23 protein-coding genes are annotated in these 23,666 nt (G+C 71.6%); 14 read left to right on the forward strand and 9 right to left on the reverse strand.

Annotated features, from left to right (window positions below):
• Positions 1-6: 6 nt before the first annotated feature.
• The 3 genes from CHC05_RS11140 to CHC05_RS42020 are packed head-to-tail and all read right to left on the reverse strand — an operon-like array spanning position 7 to position 2,106.
• Entirely contained in the window at positions 7-282 is a 276-nt protein-coding gene (locus CHC05_RS11140; RefSeq protein WP_089247607.1) for a DUF6343 family protein, read from the reverse strand.
• Positions 283-311: 29 nt separating this feature from the next.
• Positions 312-1,562 (reverse strand): PQQ-dependent sugar dehydrogenase, encoded by a 1,251-nt coding sequence (locus CHC05_RS11145; RefSeq protein WP_144022553.1) that lies wholly within the window; start codon positions 1,560-1,562, stop codon positions 312-314.
• Between the two features lie 34 nt (positions 1,563-1,596).
• Positions 1,597-2,106: a DUF1707 SHOCT-like domain-containing protein gene (locus CHC05_RS42020; protein WP_089247611.1), complete on the reverse strand. Its 510-nt coding sequence runs from the start codon at positions 2,104-2,106 to the stop codon at positions 1,597-1,599.
• Between the two features lie 199 nt (positions 2,107-2,305).
• Here CHC05_RS42020 and CHC05_RS11155 point away from each other — a divergent pair, with 199 nt between their 5' ends.
• Positions 2,306-3,511, forward strand: coding sequence for a sensor histidine kinase (locus tag CHC05_RS11155; protein WP_089247613.1), 1,206 nt, complete (start codon positions 2,306-2,308; stop codon positions 3,509-3,511).
• Positions 3,508-4,176 carry a response regulator transcription factor gene (locus CHC05_RS11160; protein WP_089247615.1) on the forward strand — a complete coding sequence of 223 codons (669 nt, stop codon included), beginning with the start codon at positions 3,508-3,510 and terminating at the stop codon, positions 4,174-4,176. Before CHC05_RS11155 ends, CHC05_RS11160 begins: the two co-directional genes overlap by 4 nt.
• Here the strand turns inward: CHC05_RS11160 and CHC05_RS11165 are convergent.
• Complete coding sequence (locus CHC05_RS11165; protein ID WP_089247617.1) at positions 4,173-4,889, reverse strand: EcsC family protein; 717 nt, start codon at positions 4,887-4,889, stop codon at positions 4,173-4,175. The genes CHC05_RS11160 and CHC05_RS11165 overlap by 4 nt on opposite strands.
• Positions 4,890-5,104: 215 nt before the next feature.
• On the opposite strand from CHC05_RS11165, the gene CHC05_RS11170 reads away from it, so the two are divergent.
• On the forward strand, positions 5,105-5,962 hold the full coding sequence (locus CHC05_RS11170) for a carbohydrate-binding protein (RefSeq protein ID WP_089247619.1): 858 nt from the start codon (positions 5,105-5,107) through the stop codon (positions 5,960-5,962).
• 1 nt (position 5,963) lies between these two features.
• Here CHC05_RS11170 and CHC05_RS11175 read toward each other — a convergent pair whose 3' ends face one another.
• Positions 5,964-7,037 carry a hypothetical protein gene (locus tag CHC05_RS11175; protein ID WP_089247622.1) on the reverse strand — a complete coding sequence of 358 codons (1,074 nt, stop codon included), beginning with the start codon at positions 7,035-7,037 and terminating at the stop codon, positions 5,964-5,966.
• A 414-nt stretch (positions 7,038-7,451) separates the two neighbouring features.
• On the opposite strand from CHC05_RS11175, the gene CHC05_RS11180 reads away from it, so the two are divergent.
• A complete protein-coding gene (locus CHC05_RS11180; RefSeq protein WP_089247624.1) occupies positions 7,452-8,372 on the forward strand; it encodes a proteasome assembly chaperone family protein in 921 nt (306 codons plus the stop codon).
• Positions 8,372-9,142, forward strand: coding sequence for an exodeoxyribonuclease III (locus CHC05_RS11185; protein WP_089247626.1), 771 nt, complete (start codon positions 8,372-8,374; stop codon positions 9,140-9,142). The genes CHC05_RS11180 and CHC05_RS11185 overlap by 1 nt, the downstream gene beginning before the upstream one ends.
• On the opposite strand, the gene CHC05_RS11190 is transcribed toward CHC05_RS11185, so the two are convergent.
• Both CHC05_RS11190 and CHC05_RS11195 read right to left on the reverse strand, forming a co-directional pair.
• Positions 9,126-9,725, reverse strand: a complete 600-nt coding sequence (locus tag CHC05_RS11190; RefSeq protein ID WP_089247628.1) for a class F sortase — start codon at positions 9,723-9,725, stop codon at positions 9,126-9,128. The genes CHC05_RS11185 and CHC05_RS11190 overlap by 17 nt on opposite strands.
• 4 nt (positions 9,726-9,729) lie before the next feature.
• Positions 9,730-10,281, reverse strand: coding sequence for a hypothetical protein (locus tag CHC05_RS11195; RefSeq protein ID WP_245870776.1), 552 nt, complete (start codon positions 10,279-10,281; stop codon positions 9,730-9,732).
• A gap of 127 nt (positions 10,282-10,408) precedes the next feature.
• Here CHC05_RS11195 and trmB point away from each other — a divergent pair, with 127 nt between their 5' ends.
• The 9 genes from trmB (at position 10,409) to CHC05_RS11240 (ending at position 21,760) form a co-directional block, all read left to right on the forward strand.
• Complete coding sequence (gene trmB / locus CHC05_RS11200; protein ID WP_089247630.1) at positions 10,409-11,041, forward strand: tRNA (guanosine(46)-N7)-methyltransferase TrmB; 633 nt, start codon at positions 10,409-10,411, stop codon at positions 11,039-11,041.
• The gene (locus CHC05_RS11205; RefSeq protein WP_089247632.1) at positions 11,038-13,554 is read left to right on the forward strand and encodes a DEAD/DEAH box helicase; all 2,517 of its coding nucleotides are present in this window, start codon (positions 11,038-11,040) and stop codon (positions 13,552-13,554) included. Before trmB ends, CHC05_RS11205 begins: the two co-directional genes overlap by 4 nt.
• Before the next feature lie 58 nt (positions 13,555-13,612).
• Positions 13,613-14,239 (forward strand): hypothetical protein, encoded by a 627-nt coding sequence (locus CHC05_RS11210; protein ID WP_089247634.1) that lies wholly within the window; start codon positions 13,613-13,615, stop codon positions 14,237-14,239.
• Positions 14,240-15,122: 883 nt separating this feature from the next.
• Entirely contained in the window at positions 15,123-15,635 is a 513-nt protein-coding gene (locus CHC05_RS11215; RefSeq protein ID WP_089248569.1) for a hypothetical protein, read from the forward strand.
• Positions 15,632-16,129: a hypothetical protein gene (locus CHC05_RS11220; protein ID WP_089247636.1), complete on the forward strand. Its 498-nt coding sequence runs from the start codon at positions 15,632-15,634 to the stop codon at positions 16,127-16,129. Before CHC05_RS11215 ends, CHC05_RS11220 begins: the two co-directional genes overlap by 4 nt.
• On the forward strand, positions 16,126-17,532 hold the full coding sequence (locus tag CHC05_RS11225; RefSeq protein ID WP_089247638.1) for a hypothetical protein: 1,407 nt from the start codon (positions 16,126-16,128) through the stop codon (positions 17,530-17,532). The genes CHC05_RS11220 and CHC05_RS11225 overlap by 4 nt, the downstream gene beginning before the upstream one ends.
• A gap of 33 nt (positions 17,533-17,565) precedes the next feature.
• The gene (locus tag CHC05_RS11230) at positions 17,566-20,250 is read left to right on the forward strand and encodes a helix-turn-helix transcriptional regulator (protein ID WP_245870777.1); all 2,685 of its coding nucleotides are present in this window, start codon (positions 17,566-17,568) and stop codon (positions 20,248-20,250) included.
• Positions 20,251-20,292: 42 nt separating this feature from the next.
• Entirely contained in the window at positions 20,293-21,027 is a 735-nt protein-coding gene (locus CHC05_RS11235; RefSeq protein ID WP_089247643.1) for a GNAT family N-acetyltransferase, read from the forward strand.
• Between the two features lies 1 nt (position 21,028).
• Positions 21,029-21,760 carry a hypothetical protein gene (locus CHC05_RS11240; RefSeq protein WP_089247645.1) on the forward strand — a complete coding sequence of 244 codons (732 nt, stop codon included), beginning with the start codon at positions 21,029-21,031 and terminating at the stop codon, positions 21,758-21,760.
• On the opposite strand, the gene CHC05_RS11245 is transcribed toward CHC05_RS11240, so the two are convergent.
• The gene (locus CHC05_RS11245) at positions 21,757-22,572 is read right to left on the reverse strand and encodes a DUF427 domain-containing protein (RefSeq protein ID WP_089247647.1); all 816 of its coding nucleotides are present in this window, start codon (positions 22,570-22,572) and stop codon (positions 21,757-21,759) included. The genes CHC05_RS11240 and CHC05_RS11245 overlap by 4 nt on opposite strands.
• Before the next feature lie 18 nt (positions 22,573-22,590).
• Positions 22,591-23,619 carry a DUF4331 family protein gene (locus CHC05_RS11250; protein WP_089247649.1) on the reverse strand — a complete coding sequence of 343 codons (1,029 nt, stop codon included), beginning with the start codon at positions 23,617-23,619 and terminating at the stop codon, positions 22,591-22,593.
• Positions 23,620-23,666 lie beyond the last annotated feature (47 nt).

A 23,666-nucleotide genomic window follows, 5' to 3' on the forward strand; every position in this document is an offset into this window, starting at 1 on the left:
CTGCGATTACTCGAAGAGCGAGTGATGCACGCCTGGCTCGGCGCGGTGGCGCGCCCGGCGGCGGTGCTGGATGACCACCAGGTCGACAGCCGCGGTCAGCACGACCACGCCGCAGAGCACGGCGAGCACCAGCAGGTCGGCCCGGGCGGCGAGCCAGGTCAGCACGGCGAAGACGACCAGACCGAAGGCGGCGAGGACCAGACGGAGATTCAACGCCGTGTACGGGTGCCCGACAGTCCCCCGCGCCCCACGCGGCTGACCTCCGGGCCGGTTTCCGGTCATACGGGACAGCTACCCGTCCCGTACCGGGGCTAACCCGGCGGCGGCGCAAATCGGAACACGTTGCCCCCGAGGTCGTCGCTGACCAGCAGCGAGCCGTCGGCGAGCAGGGCGATGTCGACCGGCCGCGCCCACGGTGACTCCGCGCCGAGGAAGCCGGTGGCCAGGTCGTGCTGGTCGCCCGGGCGGCCGTCCACCCACGGGAAGTTGATCACCTTGTAGCCGGTCGGCTCGCTGCGGTTCCACGATCCGTGCAGGGCGATCACCGCGCCCAGGTCCGGCACGAAGGTCAGCCCGAGCGGTGCCGAGTGGGCCTGGATGCCGACGTCGACCGGGGTCGCCGTCGCGCAGTCGGCCGCCGCGCCGTCGCGGTTGAGCTCGTGGTCGCGCTGGAAGGGCATGTCGCGCAGGCCGCCGTCCGGGTTCGGGTTGCAGAACGGCCAGCCGTAGAAGCCGCCCTGCCTGACCTTGATGAACTCCTCGGGCGGGTGGTTGTCGACGTACGCGGTGTCCTTGCGGCCCGTGGCGGGATCGATGATGTTGTCGCGGTTGTTGACCACGACCCAGAGGTCGTGCGTGCCGGGCGCGATCGCCAACCCCTCGGCGTTCCGCAAGCCCTTTGCCACCAACGCTTTCCCGGCGTTGTGGCCGGCGGCGTCCCAGCGGTAGACAGCGCCGCGGATCGGATCGCTACGAGTGTCGGACGCGCAGGCGTTGCAGGTCGACGCGATCGAGACGTAGAGGGTGTCGCCGTCCACCGCGATGTTCTTGAGCACGTGGCCGTACTTGCCACCGAGTTCCGGCAGGCTGTCGTCGGGCAGGCCGTCGACGATCACCTCGGCGGCACCGGCGGTGGCGGCGCCGGCCACGTAGGGATAGCGGACCACCCGGTCGACCGCGGACACGTAGATCCACTGCCGCCCGCCGACGGTGGCGAGCACCAGGTCGTGCGGGCGGTCCAGACCGGACAGGAAGGTGGCCGGCTCTCCCCCACCGGCCGGGACCCGGGTCACCTGGCCGACCGACGGCTGGGAGACGAGCACGGCGCCGTCCGGCAGCGCGAGCAGGAAGCGAGCGTTGGACACCCGCGCGTACACGGCCGCGGTCCAGCCCTTGGGCAGGTTGACCGTGTGGTCGGCGCCCTCGATCGGCACCGGGGCCAGGCCGGTGCCGGGCGAGACGTTGCCGGTCGGCGCCAGCTCGGGCGGCGCCGGGGCCTTGGTGCAGCCGGCCAGCAGGGTGGCCAGCAATGCGAGCAGGGCTAAGGGTCCGGCCGGGCGCATGGTTGCAACCTACCCGGCCGGACCCTCAACTCTGTCAATGCCCGTAGCGGCCGTGTCCGTACCAGTCGCGCCGCCCCCGCCAGTCGCCACGACCCTGCACGTCGCCCCGCGAGTACCAGTCACCACGGTTGGAGCGGGCGTAGTACGCGCGCCTCCCCCAACTGGCCCAGTGCAGGAAGAACAGCAGGACGATCAACGGGAAGACGGGGAAGAACAGCGCACCGTTGGCGATGAACAACGCGGCGAAGAGCACCCCGATGGCGGCCAGGACGCCCGCCCGGCGGCGCACGAACATCCGCATCTCGGCCTTGGCCTGCGCCTGCGCCTCGGGCGAGCGCGCGAGCGCCGCGCGGCCGCCGTCGGGCAGATCCGCCGTCAGCGGTCCGAGCTCGTCGCGGTACGTCGCGCCGTACGCCGCTGCCAGCCGCTTCTCGCCCTCGTCGAGGTTGAGCCGCCCCTCGGTCATGGCGGCACGCAGGATGGTCGCGATCTGTTCGCGTTCGGCGTCCGAGGCTCGAAGCCGCGGGCCTGTTGGCGTGGTCATGGCTCCCTCCGCTCATGTCGACCTCCTACAAGACTGCTCCTTTCCGCGACAGATTGCCTGCGGCCTGTGACGGCTATCCCGCTACCACGCAGGGAGTACACGGATGTGGCGCATGTGGCGTCAATACTCCCCACGCGGTACGCCGGGCGGGTCCGGCGGCGGATGACCCGGGTGTGTTCCGTGCCCTACCGTCGGTGCCATGGAGGACGCCTGGCCTCGCGCGCCCTGGGTGCGACCCGGGAGCGAGCGACGGTACGGGCGGCACGGCGCCGGCCTGGCCACGCTGCTCTCTCTGGTGCAGGTGATCGGCGCCGAGGCGGCGGCCCGCGACGTCGGCGCCGAGCTCGGCTACGCGCGGGCGGCCCCGCTCCTCGTCGCCTCGGTCGCGCTCGCCTGGCGGCGCCGCGCCCCGCTGCCGGTGCTCGCGGTCGTGCTCACCGCCACCCTCGGGTACGCGTTCTCCGGCCACCCCTACGGCCCCTTCTTCCTGGCCGCCACGGCCGCCTACTTCTCCGCGGTGGCGCAGGGCCGGCGGACACCGGCGCTGGTGCTGTCGACAGTGGCCGTGACCGCGTACCTCTCGGGTGGCTGGTGGTTCCGAAGTGCGCTCGGCGTGCCGGACGTGTCGGCCGTGACGCACCGGGACGCCGTGGTCGCCGGTGCCTGGCTCGTCGCCGTGCTCGCGGCCGGCGAGTTCAGCCGGGGGCACCGCGCCCAGCGCGCCGCGCTCGCCCGGATGCGGGCCGAACAGCGGCGGATACAAGAGGAACAGGAGCGGCGGCAGGCCAGCGAGGAGCGACTGCGGATCGCCCGCGAGCTGCACGACGTGCTCGGCCACCACCTGTCTTTGATCAACGTGCAGGCCGGGGTCGGGCTGCACCTGATCGACCAGCGGCCCGAGCAGGCCCGGGAGGCGCTCGCGGTGATCAAATCGGCGAGCGCGGAGGCGCTGCGCGAGGTCCGATCGGTGCTGGCCGCGCTGCGACCGGCCGAGGAGGCGGCGCCGCGCACACCGGCGCCGGGGCTCTCCCGGCTGGGCGAGTTGACCTCGGGCGCCGGGTTCCCGGTCGGCACGGCGGTGACCGGGGTCGTCCGGCCGCTGCCCGCCGAGGTCGACCGGGCGGCGTTCCGGATCGTGCAGGAGGCGCTGACCAACGTGCGCCGGCACGCCGGTCTGGGTGCGTCGGCCACGGTGTCGGTGGTCTACGAGCCGGGTCAGGTCACGGTGCGCGTCTCGGACGACGGCGCTCTGTCCGGCCCGGCCGCGGAGGGTGGCAACGGCATCGCCGGCATGCGGGCCCGGGCGGTCGCGCTGGGCGGCACGCTCACCGCCGGCCCGGACCCCGAGGGCAGCGGTTGGCGGGTCGAGGCGGTCCTGCCCGAGACGGGAGAATCCGACCGATGATCAGCGTGCTGCTGGCGGACGACCAGGCCCTCGTACGCGCCGGCTTCCGTGCCCTGCTCGACGCGGAGGCCGACATCACCGTGGTGGCCGAGGCCGGTGACGGCCTGGCGGCGGTGCGGGCCGCGGCGACCAGTCGGCCCGACGTGGTGCTGATGGACATCCGGATGCCGGGCGTCGACGGCCTGGAGGCCACCCGGCGGATCACCACCGACCCGGCGCTGGCGGCCACCCGGATCGTCATCCTGACCACGTTCGAGCTCGACGAGTACCTGTTCGAGGCGCTCCGGGTCGGCGCGTCCGGCTTCCTGGTCAAGGACACCGAGCCGGTCGAGCTGATCCGCGGCGTGCGCGCGGTGGCGGCCGGCGACGCGCTGCTCTCGCCCGGCGTGACCCGGCGGCTGATCGCCGAGTTCGCGTCCCGGGACCGCCGGGCGGTGCCGCCGCTGCCGCCGGCCGACCAGCTCACCGACCGGGAGCGGGAGGTGGTCGCGCTGGTCGGTGCCGGCCTGTCCAACGACGAGATCGCGGCCCACCTGGTGGTCAGCCCGGCCACCGCCAAGACCCACGTCAGCCGGGCGATGGTCAAGCTCTCCGCCCGCGACCGCGCGCAGCTGGTCGTCTACGCCTACGAGGCTGGCCTCGTCCGACCATCGTGGACGGACTAGCCCTGCCGCGGCCCCGGTAGTTGGGGCGGGTCCGACCAGTACGCGGCGCGCGGCCGGTAGAGCTCGGTCGCCCGGCGGGCCAGGTCGGTGGTGGCCGACGAGTTGGCCCACGTGCCCAGGATGATCGCCGCGCCCGGCACGATCTTCGCGAAGATCCGCTTGGCCGCCCGGATGCCGGCCATCTGGGCCAGCTTGACCCCGAGCTTGACCAGCACCCGGTGCATGGGTGTGCCGTTGCCGCGCAGCAGCGCGCCCGCCCGCTCCCGGCCGGCCGCGACGCCGAGGGCGAGCCGGGCGGTCTCGGCGACCTTGTGGACCTTCTGCAACACCAGCAGGTCGGTGGCCCGCTCCGGTTCGCGCGGGTCGACGCCGTACGCGGCCGCCACGTGCAGCACCATCCGGGCCTGGTTCCAGGCGAGCACGCCGACGTCGAGCACGGCGCCCGCGATGCCGGTCGCGCCCGAGACGGCGCCGGAGAGCCGAGCCAGGTTGACGAAGCGCTTCACGGCGAGGTCGGCCAGCGCGTCGGGCGGGATGCCAGGCCGCTGCGCGCGGGTGCGCTCCTGCCACGCGTGTGCCTCGGGGCCGAGCCGGCGCACCGCCTCCAGGGCGAGGTGCTCCGGCGCGTACTGCGGATCGGCCTTCATCTTCTCCCACAGGCCGGCCGGTGGCGCGGTGGCGCCGTCGACCTCCGGAGCGGGCGTTGGCGGCATGGGGGGCGGGGTGTCGGCACCCGTCTCTGGGTGGGTCACTGCGTCCTCCGGGGGGGGATTCGGGAAGGCACTCTTTGTACCCCAGTCGCACCACCGTCACGCCCAGGCTCGTCCGGCCGGTCGAGTCGGATACCCGTTCCGCGCTTCACCGGTCGGGCCGAAATGCGGTAGCGTGCCCGCCTGACTGACCGTGATCAAGAACCGTGAGGGCGCGCATGTCCACGGCCGGCGAGGAACCCGGCGAGCTGCGGATCGGCGGCTGGCTGCCACCGACGGAGCTCTCCGCGAACGCTGACGACAACCAGGTCACCCAGCTGATCCCGGCCGTGCCGGCGCAACCGCGGCACGGCTCCGTGATCGGCGACGACGGTGGAGCACCGGTGTCCGGCCTGCGCCGGCCGGGCCGACGCGCGATGCTCGCCGTCGTGGCCTCGGTGACGACGATCGCGGTGGCGGCCGGCGTACCTCTGCTGATCTCGGCCATGGACCAGCCCGACCCGCCCAACCTGCTCGTGCTGCCCGCCCCGACCGCGTCGGCCGACCCCGACAGCACGCCGAGCGAGCTGCCGACCGTCCGGCCGACCAAGCCGCCGGCCAGCCGGGGTGCGGTCCGGCCGCCGGAACACGCGCCGACGTCGCCCGCGAAGTCGACCAAGGGGTCGACCCAGCAGGCCAGCGCCGGCCGGTCGACGACCCAGTCGCTGGAGGCCGAGGCCGCCGATCTCGACGGCTGGGCCCGGACGCGCCATGTCGACTCCGCCTCTGGCGGCCGGGTGGTCACGGGGGTCGGCTACCGCCGCGGCGAGCTGACCTTCCGTGGCCTGAACGCGCCGCGGGCCGGCCAGTACGACCTGGTCATCTACTACGTGGCCGACGACAGCCGCCGCGCCTCGATCGAGGTCAACGGCCAGTCCGTCGGGCGGTTCGACTTCCCGTCCACGGGCAGCTGGGACTCGGTGAAAACGATGACGGTCCGGCTGCCGTTGGCAGCCGGACCGAACACCGTCGAACTCTCCAACTCGGATGGCTGGGCGCCGGACTTCGACCGGATCGCCCTCACCACCACCAGCTGAACTACTTCATCAGCGCGTCCACCACGGCGGTGGCGCGGTACTCGTGCTGGGCGTAGGCGTCCGGGAACGCCGACACCTGCACGGCCTGAGCGGCGGCCGTCAGCGGCATGTTCTGCCAGTTCGGCACGTTCTCGAGCGCGTCGAGGAAGGCACCCGCCGAGTACGACGGGGTCATCAGGTCCTTGACCGCGCCCCAGCCGGACGTCGAGCGCTGCTGGAACAGACCCACGGAGTCGTGGTCCGAGCCGCTGCCCTCGTGGTGGTAGTTCTCCGACTCCGGCACCGCGGTGCTGGCCAGGTTGAGCAGCTGGCTCTCCTGCATGGCCGTCGCGACCGCGATGACCGCGCCCCGCTCGCCCATGCCACGCTTCTCGGCGGCCTTGACGATCTGCAGAGCGTTGTTCATCTGGGTCTGGCTCAGGCCCATGACCGGCTTCGGCTGCACCGGGCGCACGGTCTTGGCCTTGTCGGCCTTCTTCGGAGCCACGGCCTTGTGCTCGGCCTTCGGCCGCTCGACGGACGGGACCGGCTTGTCGGCGCCCTTGGTGGCACCGCTGCCGTGACCGCCGCTGTTGCCGTGCTCCGTGCCGTGCCCGCCCGAGGTGGGAGGCGCGGTCGGGAACTGGCTGATCTCGGCCTTCTTGGCCGACTCGACCGCGGCGACCGCGGCGGTGGTGCTCTTGGTGTCGGTGTGGTTCTGGGTGGCAGCGGCCACGCCGCCGGCGGTGGCCACGCCGACCGCGGCCAGCATGCCGCCGGCGATCGCGATCCGCGCGGGGCCGCGCTCACCGAGGACGCTGCGCATCTTGTCGTACGCGGGCATGGCGGTCACGCGGTCGCGGGAAGCGGTCCACATGCCGGCGGCACGCTCGGCGTACGGGTTGGCCTTGATCGAGTCCGCCGTCCGGTTCAGCCGGTTCCGGGTCGAGTTGCTCATCTGCGAGGTCCGGAAGACCAGTCGCTCCTGAAGGCGGCGGGCGCCGGTCGGCCGGTCGATCGAGTCGTTGGTTTCGGGGGACCGGTCCGCGGGGGTAGCGGCGCCGGTCTCGGGCTCGAGGGTGTGGTCGTCACGCATTGGACGAGGCTAGGCAGGCCGACAGCCGATTACCCACTGTTATTTAGTGGCAGTTGCCACAAAAGCCGAATACCTAATCGGTCAGTCGATATCGGGCGCTCACGGTATGCACATAGCCTCGCGTAACCGGCAACTCGGAAAATAGCCAAATATGCGTAGCGGCCGGAGGTTCCGCCCTATTTTTACTCTACGTACGGTGACCCTTGGTGAGGCCCTCCGACCGGCCCCCAGACACCCTCCGGGGGTATCCCCCACACCCTCCGCACAGGGGTCAGTTGACTACTCTGCGTATAGAAATGGCCGACAAACCAGGGGTCAGGCCTGCCTTCCGTCAGCCGCCGGTGGAATGCAGGAAGATGGACGCGTGGTTGCCCATACCGGTAACCCACCACAACTCAGGGAGGTAGGCCCGCGGTGCTCGATCCGCACACGCTCTACGAGCTTTCCGGCGACCTGCCCGACATGGGCGAGCCGGTGCTGATCCAGACGCTGTCCGGCTTCGTCGACGCCGGCAACGCCACCCGGCTCGCCCGCGAACATCTCCTGGCCACGAGCGAGAGCCGCGTAGTCGCGACTTTCGACATCGACCAGCTGCTCGACTACCGGTCCCGGCGCCCCCCGATGGTCTTCATGGAGGACCACTGGGAGGAGTACGCCGATCCGGTGCTCGAGCTGCGCATGCTCCGCGACGACGCCGGCACTGCTTATCTCATGCTCGGCGGCCACGAGCCCGATCTGCACTGGGAACGGTTCACCAAGGCCGTGATGAGCCTGATCGACCGGTTCCGGGTCAGCACGACCATCGGCCTCAACTCGATCCCGATGGCCGTGCCGCACACCCGCCCGGCCGGCGTCACCGCCCACGCCACCCGGCGCGACCTGATCAGCGGCTACGAGCCCTGGCTCCAGCGGGTCCAGGTGCCCGGCAGCGTGGGCCACCTGCTGGAGTTCCGACTCGGGCAGGCGGGGCGCGACGCGATCGGTTTCGCCGCACACGTGCCGCACTACGTCTCCCAGGCCGAATACCCGGCAGCGGCGGAAGTGCTGCTCTCCTCCGTCTCCCGCACCACCGGCCTCCTGCTGCCCACCGAGGGCCTGCGCACGGCGGCCGAGGCGGTCCGGGTCGACATCGACCGCCAGGTCGAGGAGACCAACGACGCGGCGGGCGTGGTCCAGGCGCTGGAGGAGCAGTACGACGCCTTCAACCGCGGCCGGGCCAGCAACATGCTCGGCCAGCAGACCGGTCCCCTGCCCACCGCTGACGAGCTCGGAGCCGAGCTGGAGCGCTTCCTGGCCTCCCAGCCCCGCCCGGGCGACAACAACCCGGGGGCCTGATGCGCATCGCCACCTGGAACGTCAACTCGGTCAAGGCTCGCGAGCCCCGGCTGCTGGCCTGGCTCGACGAGAAGAAGCCCGACGTGGTCTGCCTCCAGGAGGTGAAGTCGACCACCGAGCTGTTCCCGACCGAGCAGGTCGGTGAGCTGGGTTACACCGCCGCCACGCACGTCGACGGTCGCTGGAACGGGGTCGCCCTGCTGTCCCGGGTCGGCCTCGACGACGTGGTGCGCGGTTTCCCCGGCGAGCCCGGGTTCCCCGACCCGGAGACCCGGGCGATCTCGGCGACCTGCGGCGGCGTACGCATCTGGTCGATCTACGTGCCGAACGGGCGCACTCCGGACGACCCGCACTATCAATACAAGCTGACCTGGCTGGCGGCACTGCGCGACGCGGTCGCCGCCGACCTGGCCGGCCACACCGACCTGGCGGTCTGCGGCGACTTCAACGTGGCACCGACCGACGCCGACGTCTGGGACCCTTCGGCCTTCGTGAACTCGACGCACGTGACGGCCCCGGAGCGGTCCGCCCTGACCGCTCTGCTGGACACCGGCCTGCGCGACGTGGTGCCCACCCCGATGAAGGGGCCGTTCCCCTTCACCTACTGGGACTACCGGGCCGGGATGTTCCACCAGAACAAGGGCATGCGGATCGACCTGGTGTACGCGACCCCGGCAGTGGCCGACCGGGTCTCGTCGGCCGTCGTCGACCGGGAGGCCCGCAAGGGCAAGGGCCCGTCCGACCACGCGCCGATCATCGTGGATTTCTAGCCTCTACCAGCGAGGCGAACACGATGATGTTGTCGACGTAGCCGATGCTGCCGCCCTTGAACTCGCCACCACAGGTGATCAGGCGCAGCGCCGGGCGGGTGAAGTCGCCGTAGATCCGCTCGATCGGCTGGTCGGCCTTCTTGAACTTCTCCACGGAGTTGACCTCGAAGATCGCCACCGAGTCGTCGCGTCTTTCGACCTCGATGCGCGCGCCCGGCTTGACCTTGGACAGGTCGTGGAAGATCGACGGCCCGGTGCGCGTGTCCGCGTGCCCGACCAGCACCGCGGGACCGTACTGCCCCGGTGTCGGGCTGTTCTCGAACCACCCGGCCTGGTTGTGCTTCTCCAGCGCCGGCACCTCGATCGAGCCGTCGTCCGCCAGGCCCACGTCGTGCACGGGCGCGTCGAGCTTCAACGACGGAATCCGCAGCTCGACGGGCCGGCTCGGCTCCAGCACCGGGAACTGGCTCGGCGGCGGCACGTCGTCGGGCCCGAAGCCGCCCTTCTGCACGACCCCGGCGAACGTCGCGATGGCCCCGGCGGCGATCAACACGACCGCCAGCGGTCCGGACAGCTTGGCCATGTTTCTAGGCGGTGCGCCGCCGGCGCAGGGTGACCACCGCGAGCACGAGGCCGGCGGCCAGCGCCGCCATGCCGCCGGTCAACACCAGCGTGCTGTCGTCGTCGCCCGCCGTGCCGCCGAAGCCGGTCGCCGGGCCGCGGCTGGGCTGGCTGTCGTTGAGCACGTTGAGCGTGGCCTCGGCGCTGCCCGCGAGGAAGCCCGGGCAGTCGAGCACGACCCGGTAGGACCGGGCCCGGGTGTCGGCCGGGATCGTCACCGCGCCGGTCAGGTGGCCGAACTGCGGCTCCACGACGACGTCGTCGAAGGCGGTCGACTCGACGGTCGCGGTCTCGTTGTCTTCCGGCGGGTCGTCGTCGGCCTCCGTGCAGCTCGCCCGGATGCCCACGATGTAGCCGGCCTCGACCGTGCTCGGCGTGAGCTCGAGGAACTGCCCGTCCGGGACGTCGGCCACGGTCGGGGTGGGTGTGGGGGCGGGCGCGGCGAACGCCGGCGCGCCGCTCATGACGACGATCAGGGCCGCAACCGCGGCTGTGGCTAGCGCTCGACGACCGGACATCGTGACCTCCCTGCCGCCCGTGCGTCGATTGTCGCATTTGGAGCGCCCACGCGACACCTGTCAAAATCGCTAAGTGAGTGCTATCGCTGTGTCGCATATCCGCACCTTCCACAACCGTGGGGGGCGGATGGGTGACCGGCATCACGATGCCCTGTCTCGGCTGTGGCCCCTGTACGGGTTGACGGTCTCGGACGACCCGCTCGACGCCCCGGCGTTGTTCGGTCGGTCCGCTCCCCTGGTCGTGGAGATCGGGTCCGGGATGGGTGACGCGACGGCGGCGATGGCGGCGGCCGACCCCGACCGGGACTACCTGGCCGTCGAGGTGCACGTCCCGGGCATCGCGTCGCTGCTCAGCCACATCGAGACGCGCGGGCTGCGAAACCTGCGGATCGCCCGCGGCGACGCTATCGAGCTCATGACGCACATGCTGCCCCCGGACCGGCTCGCCGCGGTGCACGTGTTCTTCCCCGACCCGTGGCCGAAGCTCAAGCACCACAAGCGGCGCATCATCCAGCCTTCTCACGTGGCTCTGCTGCGCTCCCGCCTGCTGCCCGGCACGGGTGTGCTGCACTGCGCCACCGACTGGGAGCCGTACGCTGCGTCGATGCTGTCAACCCTGTCGGCCGACCCCGAACTGGTGAACACCGCCGACGGCTACGCGCCCCGGCCCGCGTACCGCGCGGTCACACACTTCGAACGGCGCGCGGCCCGGCAGGGACGCGACGTGTTCGACCTCGTCTTCACCAGGCGCGCCGCGTGAACCTCGCCGACCGGATCCCGGCCGACGTCACCCCCGACTCGCTCTTCGAGGCGTTCGCGGAGTGGGCGGGCGAGCGTGGACTGACCCTCTATCCGCACCAGGAAGAGGCGTTGATCGAGCTCGTCTCGGACGCCAACGTCATCCTGAACACGCCGACCGGCTCCGGGAAGAGCCTGGTCGCGACCGGTGCGCACTTCGCCGCGCTGGCCTACGGGCGACGCACCTTCTACACGGCGCCGATCAAGGCGCTCGTCTCCGAGAAGTTCTTCGACCTCTGCCGGATCTTCGGCGCGGAGAACGTCGGCATGCTGACCGGCGACGCCGCCGTCAACGAGACCGCGCCGATCATCTGCTGCACGGCCGAGATCCTGGCCAACATCGCGCTGCGCGACGGCTCGTACGCCGATGTCGGTCAGGTCGTGATGGACGAGTTCCACTTCTACGCGGAGCCGGACCGGGGCTGGGCGTGGCAGGTGCCGCTGATCGAGCTTCCGCACACGCAGTTCCTGCTCATGTCGGCGACGCTCGGTGACGTGTCGCGGTTCGAGACGGACCTGACCCGGCGCACCGGCCGGCCGACCGCGGTGGTCAAGTCCGTCGACCGCCCGGTGCCGCTGATGTACACCTACGCGGTCACCCCGATGCACGAGACGCTGCAGGAGCTGCTGGACACCCGGCAGGCACCCGTGTACGTCGTGCACTTCACCCAGGTCGCCGCGTTGGAGCGGGCCCAGGCGCTGATGTCGGTGAACGTGGCCACCCGCGCCGAGAAGGACGCGATCGCCGCGGCCATCGGCAACTTCCGCTTCTCGGCCGGGTTCGGGCGCACGCTGTCGCGGTTGGTGCGCCACGGGATCGGCGTGCACCACGCCGGCATGCTGCCCCGCTATCGGCGGTTGGTCGAGACGCTGGCCCAGGCCGGTCTGCTGAAAGTCATCTGCGGCACCGACACGCTCGGGGTCGGCATCAACGTGCCCATCCGGACCGTGTTGTTCACGGGACTGTCCAAATACGACGGTGTACGGGTACGACTGCTCAAGGCGCGCGAGTTCCACCAGATCGCGGGCCGGGCCGGGCGGGCCGGGTTCGACACCATCGGCACCGTGGTGGTGCAGGCGCCGGAACACGTCATCGACAACGAGCGGGCGTTGGCCAAGGCCGGGGACGACCCTAAGAAGCGGCGCAAGGTGGTGAAGAAGAAGCCGCCGGAGGGTTCGATCGGGTGGGGGCGGGCGACGTTCGACCGGCTGATCGAGGCCGAGCCCGAGCCGCTCCAGTCGTCGTTCCACGTCTCGCACGCCATGCTGCTCAACGTGATCGGCCGGCACGGAGACCCGTTCCAGGCGATGCGGCACCTGCTGACCGACAACCACGAGGAGCCGGCCGCCCAGCGCAAGCACATCAAGCGGGCGATCGCCATCTACCGGGCGCTGCTGGCCGGTGGCGTCGTCGAGCGGGTCTCACCGCCGGACGAGTCCGGCCGGACCGTGCGGCTGACCGTCGACCTGCAGGCCGACTTCGCGTTGAACCAGCCGCTGTCGCCGTTCGCGCTGGCCGCGATCGAGCTGCTGGACCAGGAGTCGCCCGACTACTTCCTCGACGCGCTGTCCGTCATCGAGTCCACTCTGGACGACCCACGGCAGGTGCTGTCGGCGCAGCGGTTCAAGGCGCGCGGCGAGGCCGTGGCGGCGATGAAGTCCGAGGGGATCGAGTACGAGGAGCGGATGGAGCTTCTCGAGGAGGTCACCCACCCGCGTCCGCTGGCGGAGCTGCTCGAAGACGCGTACACGATGTATGCCCGTGGTCATCCCTGGGTCTCCGACCACGAGCTGGCGCCGAAGTCGGTGGTCCGCGACATGTACGAGCGGGCCATGACGTTCGGCGAGTACGTGTCGTTCTACGGCCTGTCGCGGTCGGAGGGGCTGGTCCTGCGCTATCTGGCGGACGCGTACCACGCGCTGCGCCGCACGGTGCCCGAGGACTCGCGCACCGAGGAGCTGTCCGACCTGATCGAGTGGCTGGGCGAGCTGGTGCGGCAGGTCGACTCGAGCCTGCTGGACGAGTGGGAGCGGCTGCGCGATCCCGCGTCGGTGGACGAGGAGGTCGCGGACATCGAGCGGCCGCCGCCGGCGGTTACCCGGAACCGCCGGGCGTTCCGGGTGCTGGTGCGCAACGCGCTGTTCCGCCGGGTGGAGCTGGCTGCGTTGCGGGATTGGGAAGCTCTGGGCGAGCTCGACGGGGCGGACGGTTTCACTGCTTCGGAGTGGGCTGCGGCTTTGGAGCCCTACTTCGCCGAATATGCCGATATTGGCGTCGGGCCGGATGCGCGCGGTCCGTCCCTGTTGCTGATCGACGAGAAACCCGACCGCTGGGACGTTCGGCAGATCTTCGACGACCCGGAGGAGGACCACGACTGGGCCATCGAGGCCACGGTCGACCTGGCCGCCTCAGACCTCGCGGGAGTGGCCGCGGTGACCGTAACCCGGGTGGGCACAGCGGCGAGTTTCGATTAGAATAGGTGTACGAAAATCGCCGCTGACCAGCGGAGATCTTGAGGCCTGGAGGGCACCCGTGACCTCACCCGCCGTCCCGTACGCCACTCTTCTCGCGTTCGCCCGCTACGTCGACCGCATCGGCCCGGCCAAGGCCACGTTCGTCGGCGGCCTACGCAAACAGCGCGAGTCCCGCTCGGGCTTCAACCCCCACGGCCAACTCATCAAGGCCCTCAAAAGCGACATCGCCTTCCACGGCGGAGGCCGCCACCTCCACGCGGTGGTCAACGAGGTCAAACCGCGCTGGAAGCCCCTCTACGAGGCCCTGCTACCGGGCGCCCTGACCTACCTGGGCACCCTGCCCAAAGACACGGACCTAGCCCAAACCCGAGACGCGATCGCCATGCTGGGCGACCTACCGGTAAAGATCAACCCCCACTTCGGCCTACGCCACGCGGACGGCCAGGCCGAAGCCGTGCGACTACACATGGACGAGCAGCCCCCCAGCCCCGAAACCGTGATGGCCACGCTGCACCTGATGGGCCGCCACATGGACCAGGTCCTCCCCCACGCCACCCCCACCCTGGTCGACCTCCGCCGCGGCATCGTCCACCGCCCCGACCCGTCGGTGAAGACCGCGCAGGTCGAGCAGTGGCTGGCCGGCGAAGCGGCCGCCTTCCGCGCGACCTGGTCGGTAGCGGCGTAAGAGCACGCGCCGCCGGCCGGAAGCGCCCGCGCGCTTCCGCCGGCGAGGGCGGCGCGCCGATCGGTCCCCGCGGCGGCAGCCCGACCCCGAACGCCGTCCGGCGAGACCGACAACGCCACGCCCTGCCAGTCATCGCAGACCGCTGCCACAACCCGAGCGGCGTCCGGCGAGACCGCGCCGCGCGAGCAGGGCGGCACCAGCCTGTCGCGTTCCGGCGCAGCACAAACCTGGCCGCCGCCAGGCTTTCCAGGCCACTCGATCAGGCCCCGAACCCAACAGACCGCATTCACGATCGGATGCGAATTCCGACCCAGCCCCGTTGCGCCCGTGACCGAGATCCGCCAGCCCAGAACCCACCCGGGGGTTCATGATCGGAATGCGAATCCCGAACCCAGCCAGCGCGTTCATGATCGGGTGCGCGAGATCTGGGATTCGGCCGGCCATGTTCATGATCGGGTGCGCGTGGTCTGGAGAGCCGGCGGCGCGTCGCCCAGACCTGATGCACACGATCATCTGCGGACCGCGCCAGGCTGTCGGGGACAACACAGGATCAAGCACCCCACACCGCCTCTGCCACGGTCGACAACCGCCGAACGGTTCGCGTCGGCGACTGTCGGCGACGTGCTCCGGCGCCGCAGTCGGTGGGCCCGGGCGGATCCGTCGACAGGCCCGTCGGGGGCGGGACACCACCGCAGCGCGCGATCGGGCTCGACACTTCGGAAAAGCGACCCAGCTGATCCGTCACGAGTGCGGCAGACCTTCAGCCGTAGGGAAACACCCGATTCGTAGGGGGTGCGGCCGGCCATAGCGTCGAGGTGTGTCGGTGACGGCCGCTCGGGGTGGGAGGCCGCATGGGCACGACCGAAACGACGGAGGCGTGGTCATGCGGCGGGTTGTTGTGTCGTTGTTGCTGGTGGGTGCGTTGCTGGCGCCGGCGGGTTGCGGCAGTTCGGGCGACGGCGGCGAGACCTCGCCAGCCGCCGACAGCGCGGTCGCCGACGAGGGCGGCGCGGCCGGGGCGATGTCGACGACCGTGCCCGGCTGTCCGTTCACGGCGGCCCAGGTCACCGAGCTGGTCGGGCAGCCGATGAACGACGAGGGGAACTGCCTGTTCGGGGACGGCAAGGGTGTGGCCAGTCTGACCGTCACCGTGTCGTCGGCGTTGGCCGGTGAGACCACCTACGACTACCAGCGTGAGACCGCCGGCAAGTCGTTTCCGAAAGTCAGCGACCTCGGCAAGGGGAAGAAGTCCTATCTGGCCGTCAAGGACATCCAGGCCGAGGCGGCGCTGATCAGCGACCAGGGTGCGTACACCCTGATCATGAGTAGTTTCGGTTTCGACGAGGCCAAGTACGACCAGACCATGAACGCCCTGATTGACGTGATCCTCGGATGAGGCGCCGCCTGGTCGTTCTTGCCCTCACGCTCACGACATTGGCCGGATGCGGCAACGAGCCGACACCAGCACCGCCGGCGCCCGCCGTGCCGCCGGTCACTACCGCGCCGCTGGTCGACGAGGCACCCGCCCTGCCCGACGCCTGCGAGCTGATCAAACAGGCCGACGCCGAGAAGCTGGCCGGCACGCCGCTCGACCCGCCGTTGCCTGTCAAGGACACCTGTACGTACACCGGGCCGGTGACCGGGCCCACCGCGCAGGTCGAGGTCTACGTCGGCGACGGCGCCAAGAAGTTTCTCGACATCGATCGGGAGCTCGGGCACGCGTTCACCGAGCTGGCCGGCATCGGTGACGAGGCCCACCTCGAGGACGGGACCGTCTTCTTCGCCAAAGGTGGCGTCTGGGTGAGCATCCGGCTGGTCCGGCTGGTCGACCCCGCGGAGACCCGCGATCCGCTGGAGGCGGCCGCCCGCACCGCCGCGGGCCGCATGTGAGACGGACAATAGCGGCCGCGGTCGCCGGGCTGCTCCTGCTCGCCGGTTGCGCCAACGACAGCGCACCGTCCGATGAGGACCTCAGCTACGGTGCCGCGCCGAAGCCCGATGGCGTGACCCTCCAGCCGGACGTCGTCATCGTCGGTGGCGGCGGCCGGTCGGTGCGGTCCGTCACCGCCGACGGTCTGTCCTGGCGGATCGACGCCGACGCGCCGCACGCCGACGACCTCGCTCCCGGCAAGGTCATGTTCGTCACCGAGCGTGGGGTCGGCCGCGTGCTCGACATCGCTCCCGCCGGCGACGACCTGCTGGTCACCGTCGGGCCCGTGGACATCACCGAGGTGGTCCGGGACGGCACGTTCGAGCGCGCCGACGTCGCGCTGGAGGACCCGGTCGTCTATCCCGCCGGCGAGCCGTTCTGGGCCGACGAGCGACCGAAACCACCCAGCACGTACGGGCGGTCCGTGCCGGTGCAGCGCCGCACGGACCAACCCACCCAGCCGGGGCGGCAGCGCGGCGGCGAGGTCACGACGCGGGCGCTCGGCTACACCGTCTACCCGACCTGCTGCACCAACGGCGCCGGGGTTCATTTCAGTTACGACGACGGCGGTGTGCGCCTCGTCGGCACCGTCACGTTGACCAGCAAGGCGCCCAGGGCCGCGTTCCACCTGGCCATCGGCGGTGGCACGGTGACCCGCGCCGAGTTGGAGATCAGCGGCGGGTTCGGCCTGAAGGCCGAGTTCGAGGCCGGGATCAAGGACGGGAAGAACCACAAGAAGGTCTTCCCGATCGCTGCCGACCTGTCGTTTCCGATCGGCTCGCTGGCCGGCATCCCGCTGTCGTTCACCGTGAGCCAGACGCTGGGCGTCACCACCGCGTTCGGCGCCAAGGTCGGCACGGTCAAGGGATCCGGCGAGTTCTCGCTGGCGGGCTCGCTCGGCTTCGGGTACGCGAACGGCACGTTCGGGCCGCATGTCAAGCACGACTTCCAGCGCCGGTCGTCCCTGCTCAACTCCCTGACCGGCGTACCCGTCGGCGTCATGGGTCTGGTCATCGCGCACGGAGTCAGGTTCACCGTCGGGATCGGCGCGTTCCTGTTCAAGGCGGGGGTCTACTTCGAACTGATCACCAGGTACGGGTCGACGCTGGGTTCCGCCCTCGGTGCGCCGTACGCCCAATGTCGTGGTGTCGCCATCGGGGTGGACGCGGCGTTCGGGGTCGGTTACACGATCCTGGACCCGGTGGTCAAAGTGATCAACTCGTTCCTGAGCCTGCTGAAACCGTTCAAAGTGGTCGACATACCACCGATCAAGAACTCGGGCGGCATCCGCTCGACGAGCGAGGTCTACACGAACGAGGAGGTCATCCCCGACGTCGCCGTCTGTGGGCACGTCCCGGCATAGCCCCGTGAGATCATCGCCCCTGTGGAGTGGGGCGTGGTCGGTCGCGACACCATCCTCGCCGACGCTCGGCAGACCCTGACCGAGGGCACGTCCGTGCTGCTCGAAGGCGACGCCGGCATCGGCAAGACGGCGGTCTGGCGCGCCCTCGTCGACGACGCCCGGCGCCGCGACTGCCTGGTGCTCGCCTGCGCGCCCACCGAGGCGGAGGCGGCCCTGCCGTTCGCCGCCCTCGCCGACCTGATCCGGCCGCTGCGCGACCTCGTGCCGGCGCTGCCCCCACCGCAACGAGCCGCCGCCGACGCGGTGCTGCTCACCGACTTCCCCGAGGAGGTGGTCGACGAGCGCGCGATCGGCGCGGCCACCCGATCGCTGCTGGAACGGGCGGCCCGACCCCTGCTCGTGGCCGTGGACGACGCGCCCTGGCTGGACCAGCCCAGCGAGCGGGCGATCCGGTTCGCGCTGCGCCGGCTGGCACCCCGGCCGCCGGCGCTGGTCGCCTGCCGCACCAGCGGCACCGCGCCGACCGCGGCCGCCCTCGACCTCGACGACGCCCGGCGGGTGGCCCTGGCCCCGCTCGGCGCCGGCGCCCTCCACCAGATCATCCGGGACCGCCTCGGCGGCACGCTGAGCCGGTCGCTGCTGGCCCGCATCGCCCGCGACGCCGGCGGCAACCCGCTGCTCGCGATCGAGCTGGCCCGCGCGGTGCTGCGGCTGCCGCGACCACCCGGCCCGGGCGAGGATCTGCCGGTCGTGGCGTCGATGCGCCAACTGGTCGCGGACGCCACCCGCGCGCTCCCGCCGGCCGGCCAGGCCGCGGTGCGACTGGCCGCGCTGCTCACCGTGCCCACTGTGGACGATCTGGTGTCGGCCGGCGTAGTGGCGGCCGACCTCGATCCCGCCGAGGAGGCCGGCCTGCTCACGGTGACCGGCAACGGCATCTCGTTCGCCCATCCGGTCTACGCGAGCACGGTCCGCGCCGGTATCCCCGCCGCGACCCGGCGCCGGATGCGGCGGACGTTGGCCGGCGCGGTCGCCGACCCGGACGAGCGGGCCCGCCAACTCGCCCAGTGCACGACCGGGCCCGACCCGGCGGTCGCCGCCGAACTGGCCGCCGCCGCCCACCGGCAACGGGCCCGCGGCGCGCCCGCGGTTGCCGCGGACCTCTACGAGCGGGCCGCGGAGCTGGCCGGCCCCGACGCCGACGAATGGCGGTTGGCCGCGGTCAGGTGCCGGTTCGACTGTGGCGACTACACCGCCGCGGGCGTGGCCGCCGACGCCGCCGCGCGGGCGCTGACCGGCGATGCCCGCGCGGAGGCGCTGCTGTTGCGGGCGATGGTCGCCTGGGGCGCCGACGACCTGGGCGGCGCGGTCGAGGCCGCCGAGGCGAGCCTGGCCGCAGCCGGCACCGGAAGCCCGCTGGAAGGTCGGATCCAGGCCCACCTGAGCATGTTCCAGGAACTCCCGGAACGCGGCCGGGACCACGCCCACGCCGCGATCGCCTTACTCAGCGAGGAAGGCAGCGAGCGCCCCCTGCTCTGCGCGGCGTTGCTGAACCTCTTCTTCCACGAGGTGCGCGGCGGCGTGGCGCGCACCGATCTGCTCGACCGGGCGCTGGCCCTGGAGGACGGCACCCCTTCCTGGCTGTCGGGCACCATCCCCGCGATCTGGTGGAAGGGCGTCGACGACCACGGGCGGGCGCGCGACCGGTTGCACGGGCTGCTGGCCCACGCCACCGCGCTCGGCGACGAGCCGTGGCAGCACGAGGTGCTCACCCACCTCGGCGAGACCGAGCTGCTGGCCGGCCGGTTCACCGCAGCGGAGAAGCACATCGCCGCCGCCCGCGAGCTCGGTGAGATGCTCGGCACCGGGTTGGTGGGCGAGACCTGGCTGGGCGGCACCCTGGACGCGTACCGGGGCCGCCTCGACGCCGCCGACGCCGTCGTCGAAGCCGGCCTGACGCGCGGCCGGGCCAACGACGACCCCTGGTGCCTGCGCATCCACCTCCACCTCGCCGCTTTCGTGCAGCTGTCCCGGGGGCGACCGGCCGAGGCGGCGACAACCTACCGGGAGCTGGCCACGCTCCTCGGCGAGCTCGGCGTGGTCGAGCCGATCACCCAACGCTTCGAGCCGGACTGGATCGAGGCCTGTGTCGGCGCCGGTGACCTGGACACCGCACGGCGCGTGCTACAGCGGTTGACCGACCGGCACGACCGGCTGCCAAGGCCCTGGACGACGCTCGGCCTGGCCCGCAGCCGCGTCCTGCTCGACACCGCGACCGGCGCCGACCCCCTGCCCGCTCTCGCCGCGCTCGCCGATGCCCGCGCGGCGGTGCCCGCCGACGTGCTGCCGGTCGACCGGGCGCGGTGCCTGCTGGTCGCCGGGATGGCCCACCGCCGTGGCAGGCGCAAGCGCGAGGCCCGGGCGGCCCTGGAGACGGCGGCGGCCGAGTTCACCGCGCTCGGCGCGGCCGCCTTCGCCGACCGGGCCGCGGCGGAGCTGACCCGCACCACCGGTCGGACCGCGTCGGCGACCGAGCTGACGCCCACCGAGCTGCGGGTGGCCCGGCTGGCAGCGCAGGGCCAAACCAACCGGGCGATCGCCGACGCGCTGTTCATCAGCCCGAAGACGGTGGAGGCCAACCTGGCCCGCGCGTACCGCAAACTCGGCATCACCAACCGCGCCCAGCTCGCGGTCACGATGACCCGCCTGCCGGACTGAATCGGGTGGCGGCGCGGCCCGCCGCACCCGTAGGGTCCGCGCATGCCCGACGAAGAACTGCGCGCCGGCGACGGCACGGTGCTGGCCCGGTTCCGGTCCAGGGACGACGAAGGCGTACGCGTCGCCGCCGAGCTGCGCCCCGAGCCCGGCGTGCCGGTGGCCCGGGTGGCCGCACAGGCGTTGCGGGACCTGGCCGGGCAACGGCTGGAGACGCCCGACGACGACCTGGCCGCCGCGCTCGGTGTCCCGCTGGAGCGGTCCGCGACAGAGCTGCGCCACGACCTGGCCGACCTACCCGAGCCGGTGGCGCTGCCGGCCGGCTGGACCCTCGCGGAAGCCGGCTGGGACGACGACCTGGCCGAGGCGGCCGCGGCGGCCTATCCCCCGGGCCACCCCGACGGCGGCTGGTCGGAGAACGACACCACGTCCGTCCGCGACATGTTCGAGCGGAACGACCCCGTGCCGCCGCTGGCATCGGCGTCGGCCCGGCTGGTCGACCCCGACGGGCGCAGCGCCGGCCACGTGCTGTGCGCCGGCCCGGTGCCGTGGACCGACAACACCTGCGCGTGGATGCTCAACATCGCCGTCGGACCGCGGGCGCAGGGCCGCGGCTTCGGCCGCGCGCTGCTGACCTACGCGCTGCACGGCACCCGCGCCGCCGGCCTGCCGAGCCTGGACCTGTCCGTCGCCGACGGCAACCCCGCCCGCCGCCTCTACGACGCGGCCGGCTTCCGACCCGTCGTCCGGGTGCTCACCGTGCACCTGCCGGAGGCCTGACATGGAGATCGTGACGCGGGCCGACCGGCCTGACCTCGACGAACAGGCCGCGGTGGTGTTCCGGGAGCGCTGGCCGGAGTTCATCTTCCACGACGACGTACCCAAGAAGTATCTGGCTCGGGTCGAACAGTTCTTCTCCCGCTACGACATCATGGTGCTCGACGACGAGGGCGCCGTGGTCGCCGGCGGCTGGGGCGTGCCGCTGGCCTGGAGCGGAAAGACCGAAGACCTGCCGTCCGGGTACGACGACGCGATGGTCCAAGCGGTCGAGGGCCACGAGGCCGGCACCCCGCCGACCACCCTGAGCTTCATGGCGGCCGCCGTCAGCTCCAAGCACGACAAGCGCGGCCTGGCCACCACCGTCCTATCCGGACTGACCCAGCGGGCACGCGAAGACGGCCTGACCCACGTCATCGCGCCGCTGCGGCCGACCTGGAAACACCGCTACCCCCTGGTCCCGATGGCCGAGTACGCCGGCTGGACCCGCGCCGACGGCCTCTCCGTCGACCCGTGGATCCGCACCCACCAACGCATGGGCGCCCGCATCCTCGCCCCGGCCGCCCGCTCGATGGTCATCGAGGGCACGGTCGCGGAATGGGAGAGCTGGACGGAGATGGCGTTCCCTGTCACCGGCGACTACGTGGTCCCGGACGCCCTGAACCTGGTGCACATCGACCGCGAGACCGACCGAGGCAGCTACGTCGAGGAGAACCTCTGGGTCCAGCACGCTTAGCTGACGCCGAACTCGTCGCGTAGGGAGCGGACCACCGCGCCGCCTGGGCGGTCGCGGAGTTTGCCGTCTACCGTGACGTCGAGTAGGTCGTCGTAGAACGCGACCAGGCCTGCGATCGGCATCGCGTCCGGCAGGGGCGCGAGGTAGGACCAGACCACATTGGACCGCGAGTCCGTCGACCAGTACGACGCCTCGCCCTTGTAAGGGCAGTAGGACACCTGGTCGCTCGCCGTCAGTGGAGCGACCACGTCCTCCCGCGGCAGGTAGAACCGCACCGGCAGGTTCGTCTCGAACACCAGCACCGCGCGGGTGGTCTCGGCCAGCAGCGTGCCGCCGTCCTCGATCCGGATCCGCCGGGAGCTGGCCCGGGCGTCCACCCGGTGGTACGGATCGCGCGGGTGCGCGTGGATCCGCTCGTCCTCCTCGAACCACTCGAACGCGTCGAAGTCGAGGACGACGTAGTCGGTCAGGTCGGGGTCGGCGGGGCGGAACCCCGCGTCGGGTCGGGTCAGGCCGCCGGCCGCGATCGTCAGCGACCGGCCGGCGGTGGAGTGCACGGAGAACGGGATGCCGGGGTGCAGGAACCCCGGGCCGCCGGGCATCACCTCGTCGCCCGGGGTGACCGTCGCCCGCAGGTCGGTCGCCGGCACCGCGTACGTCGGGACGATCCGCCGGGGCTCCCAGACCAGCACCGCGTCGGTGGTGTCCACGATGGTCTCGCCGCCGAGGACGGCACGGACCCGCTTCTCGGTCGGTTCGTGGCGCAGCTCCTTGAAGCGCTGCGCCATGGCGTCACGCATCCGGGTACTCATGTCACCACCTTGACCCACTCAGGACGCCGGCACCACCCACGGGAACGCGTCGCGGCGCATGTCGGACGCCACCGACGGGGACAGCCCGGAGCTCGTCGCCGAGTCCAGGACCAGCGAGAACATCACCTCGGGCGCGTTGTCGGCCAGCGTGCGGCCGTTGATGCCGGTGAAACCGAAACTGGCCGGCGTGCCGACCGTGTACGGCATGACCTCCGGGAAGATCCGGCGCGCGACGAGTTGGCCGTAGCCGTCCGGATCGGCCGAGTTCCCACCGTTCGCGGACACCACCGCGGCGATCTTCTCCGCGATGTACTTGCCGTCCTCGTTGAAGTCCGCGGACGGATGCCGCTCGTTGGCCGGGTTCGAGAAGTCGGTGTCGTCCGGCCAGAAGATCGGCCACATCATCGGCAGGCCGAACCGGTTGACCTGGCGCCACCCGCCGGCGTCGGTGGCCAGCTTGGTCGTGCACCAGACACCGATCTCGGCGCCCGGGCGCAGCCGGGGATGGTCGTGCGAGATCTCCAGGACGATCGCGTAGACCTGCGTACCGCCGAAGGTGTTCTTCGGTTTGCCCGAACGCCACTTCGACAGGTCGGCCTTCGTGCCGTCCTTGACGGCGGCGTTGATGACGAACAGCTCGTCGAGGTCGATGTAGAACGGGTCGTTGATCCGGCCCGCGAACACCCGGACGTTGCCGCTGTCGACGGGTTCGCCGGTGTGCCCCGCCGCGACCCGGACCCCGGTCCCGTCGTCACCACGGGCCTCGGTGCCGCTCAGCTCCCACACCTCGTACGCCTGCCGCCCGTCGGACCCGGCCGGGTCGAACGCCACCCGGTAGGTCAGCTCCTCGGTGTCGGCACCGTCGAAGTGCACCCGGAACTCGTAGCGCGCCTGCGCGTGGAAACCGGGCGTGACGTTGGGCTCGGTGATGTTGGAGTTGACATCCATCATCAGCACCGTGCATCCGTCACCACCGAAGACATAAAGATCGTCGATGAAGAGCTGACCGCTCTGCCGCGCCAGCGGCGTGTCGAGATGGTGAGACATCGCGTTCTCCCCCCGTGGACCGCGGAGCTTTCGACGCTACCCCCGCC

It is taken from the genome of Asanoa hainanensis, from assembly GCF_900188485.1.
Lineage (GTDB): Bacteria > Actinomycetota > Actinomycetes > Mycobacteriales > Micromonosporaceae > Asanoa > Asanoa hainanensis.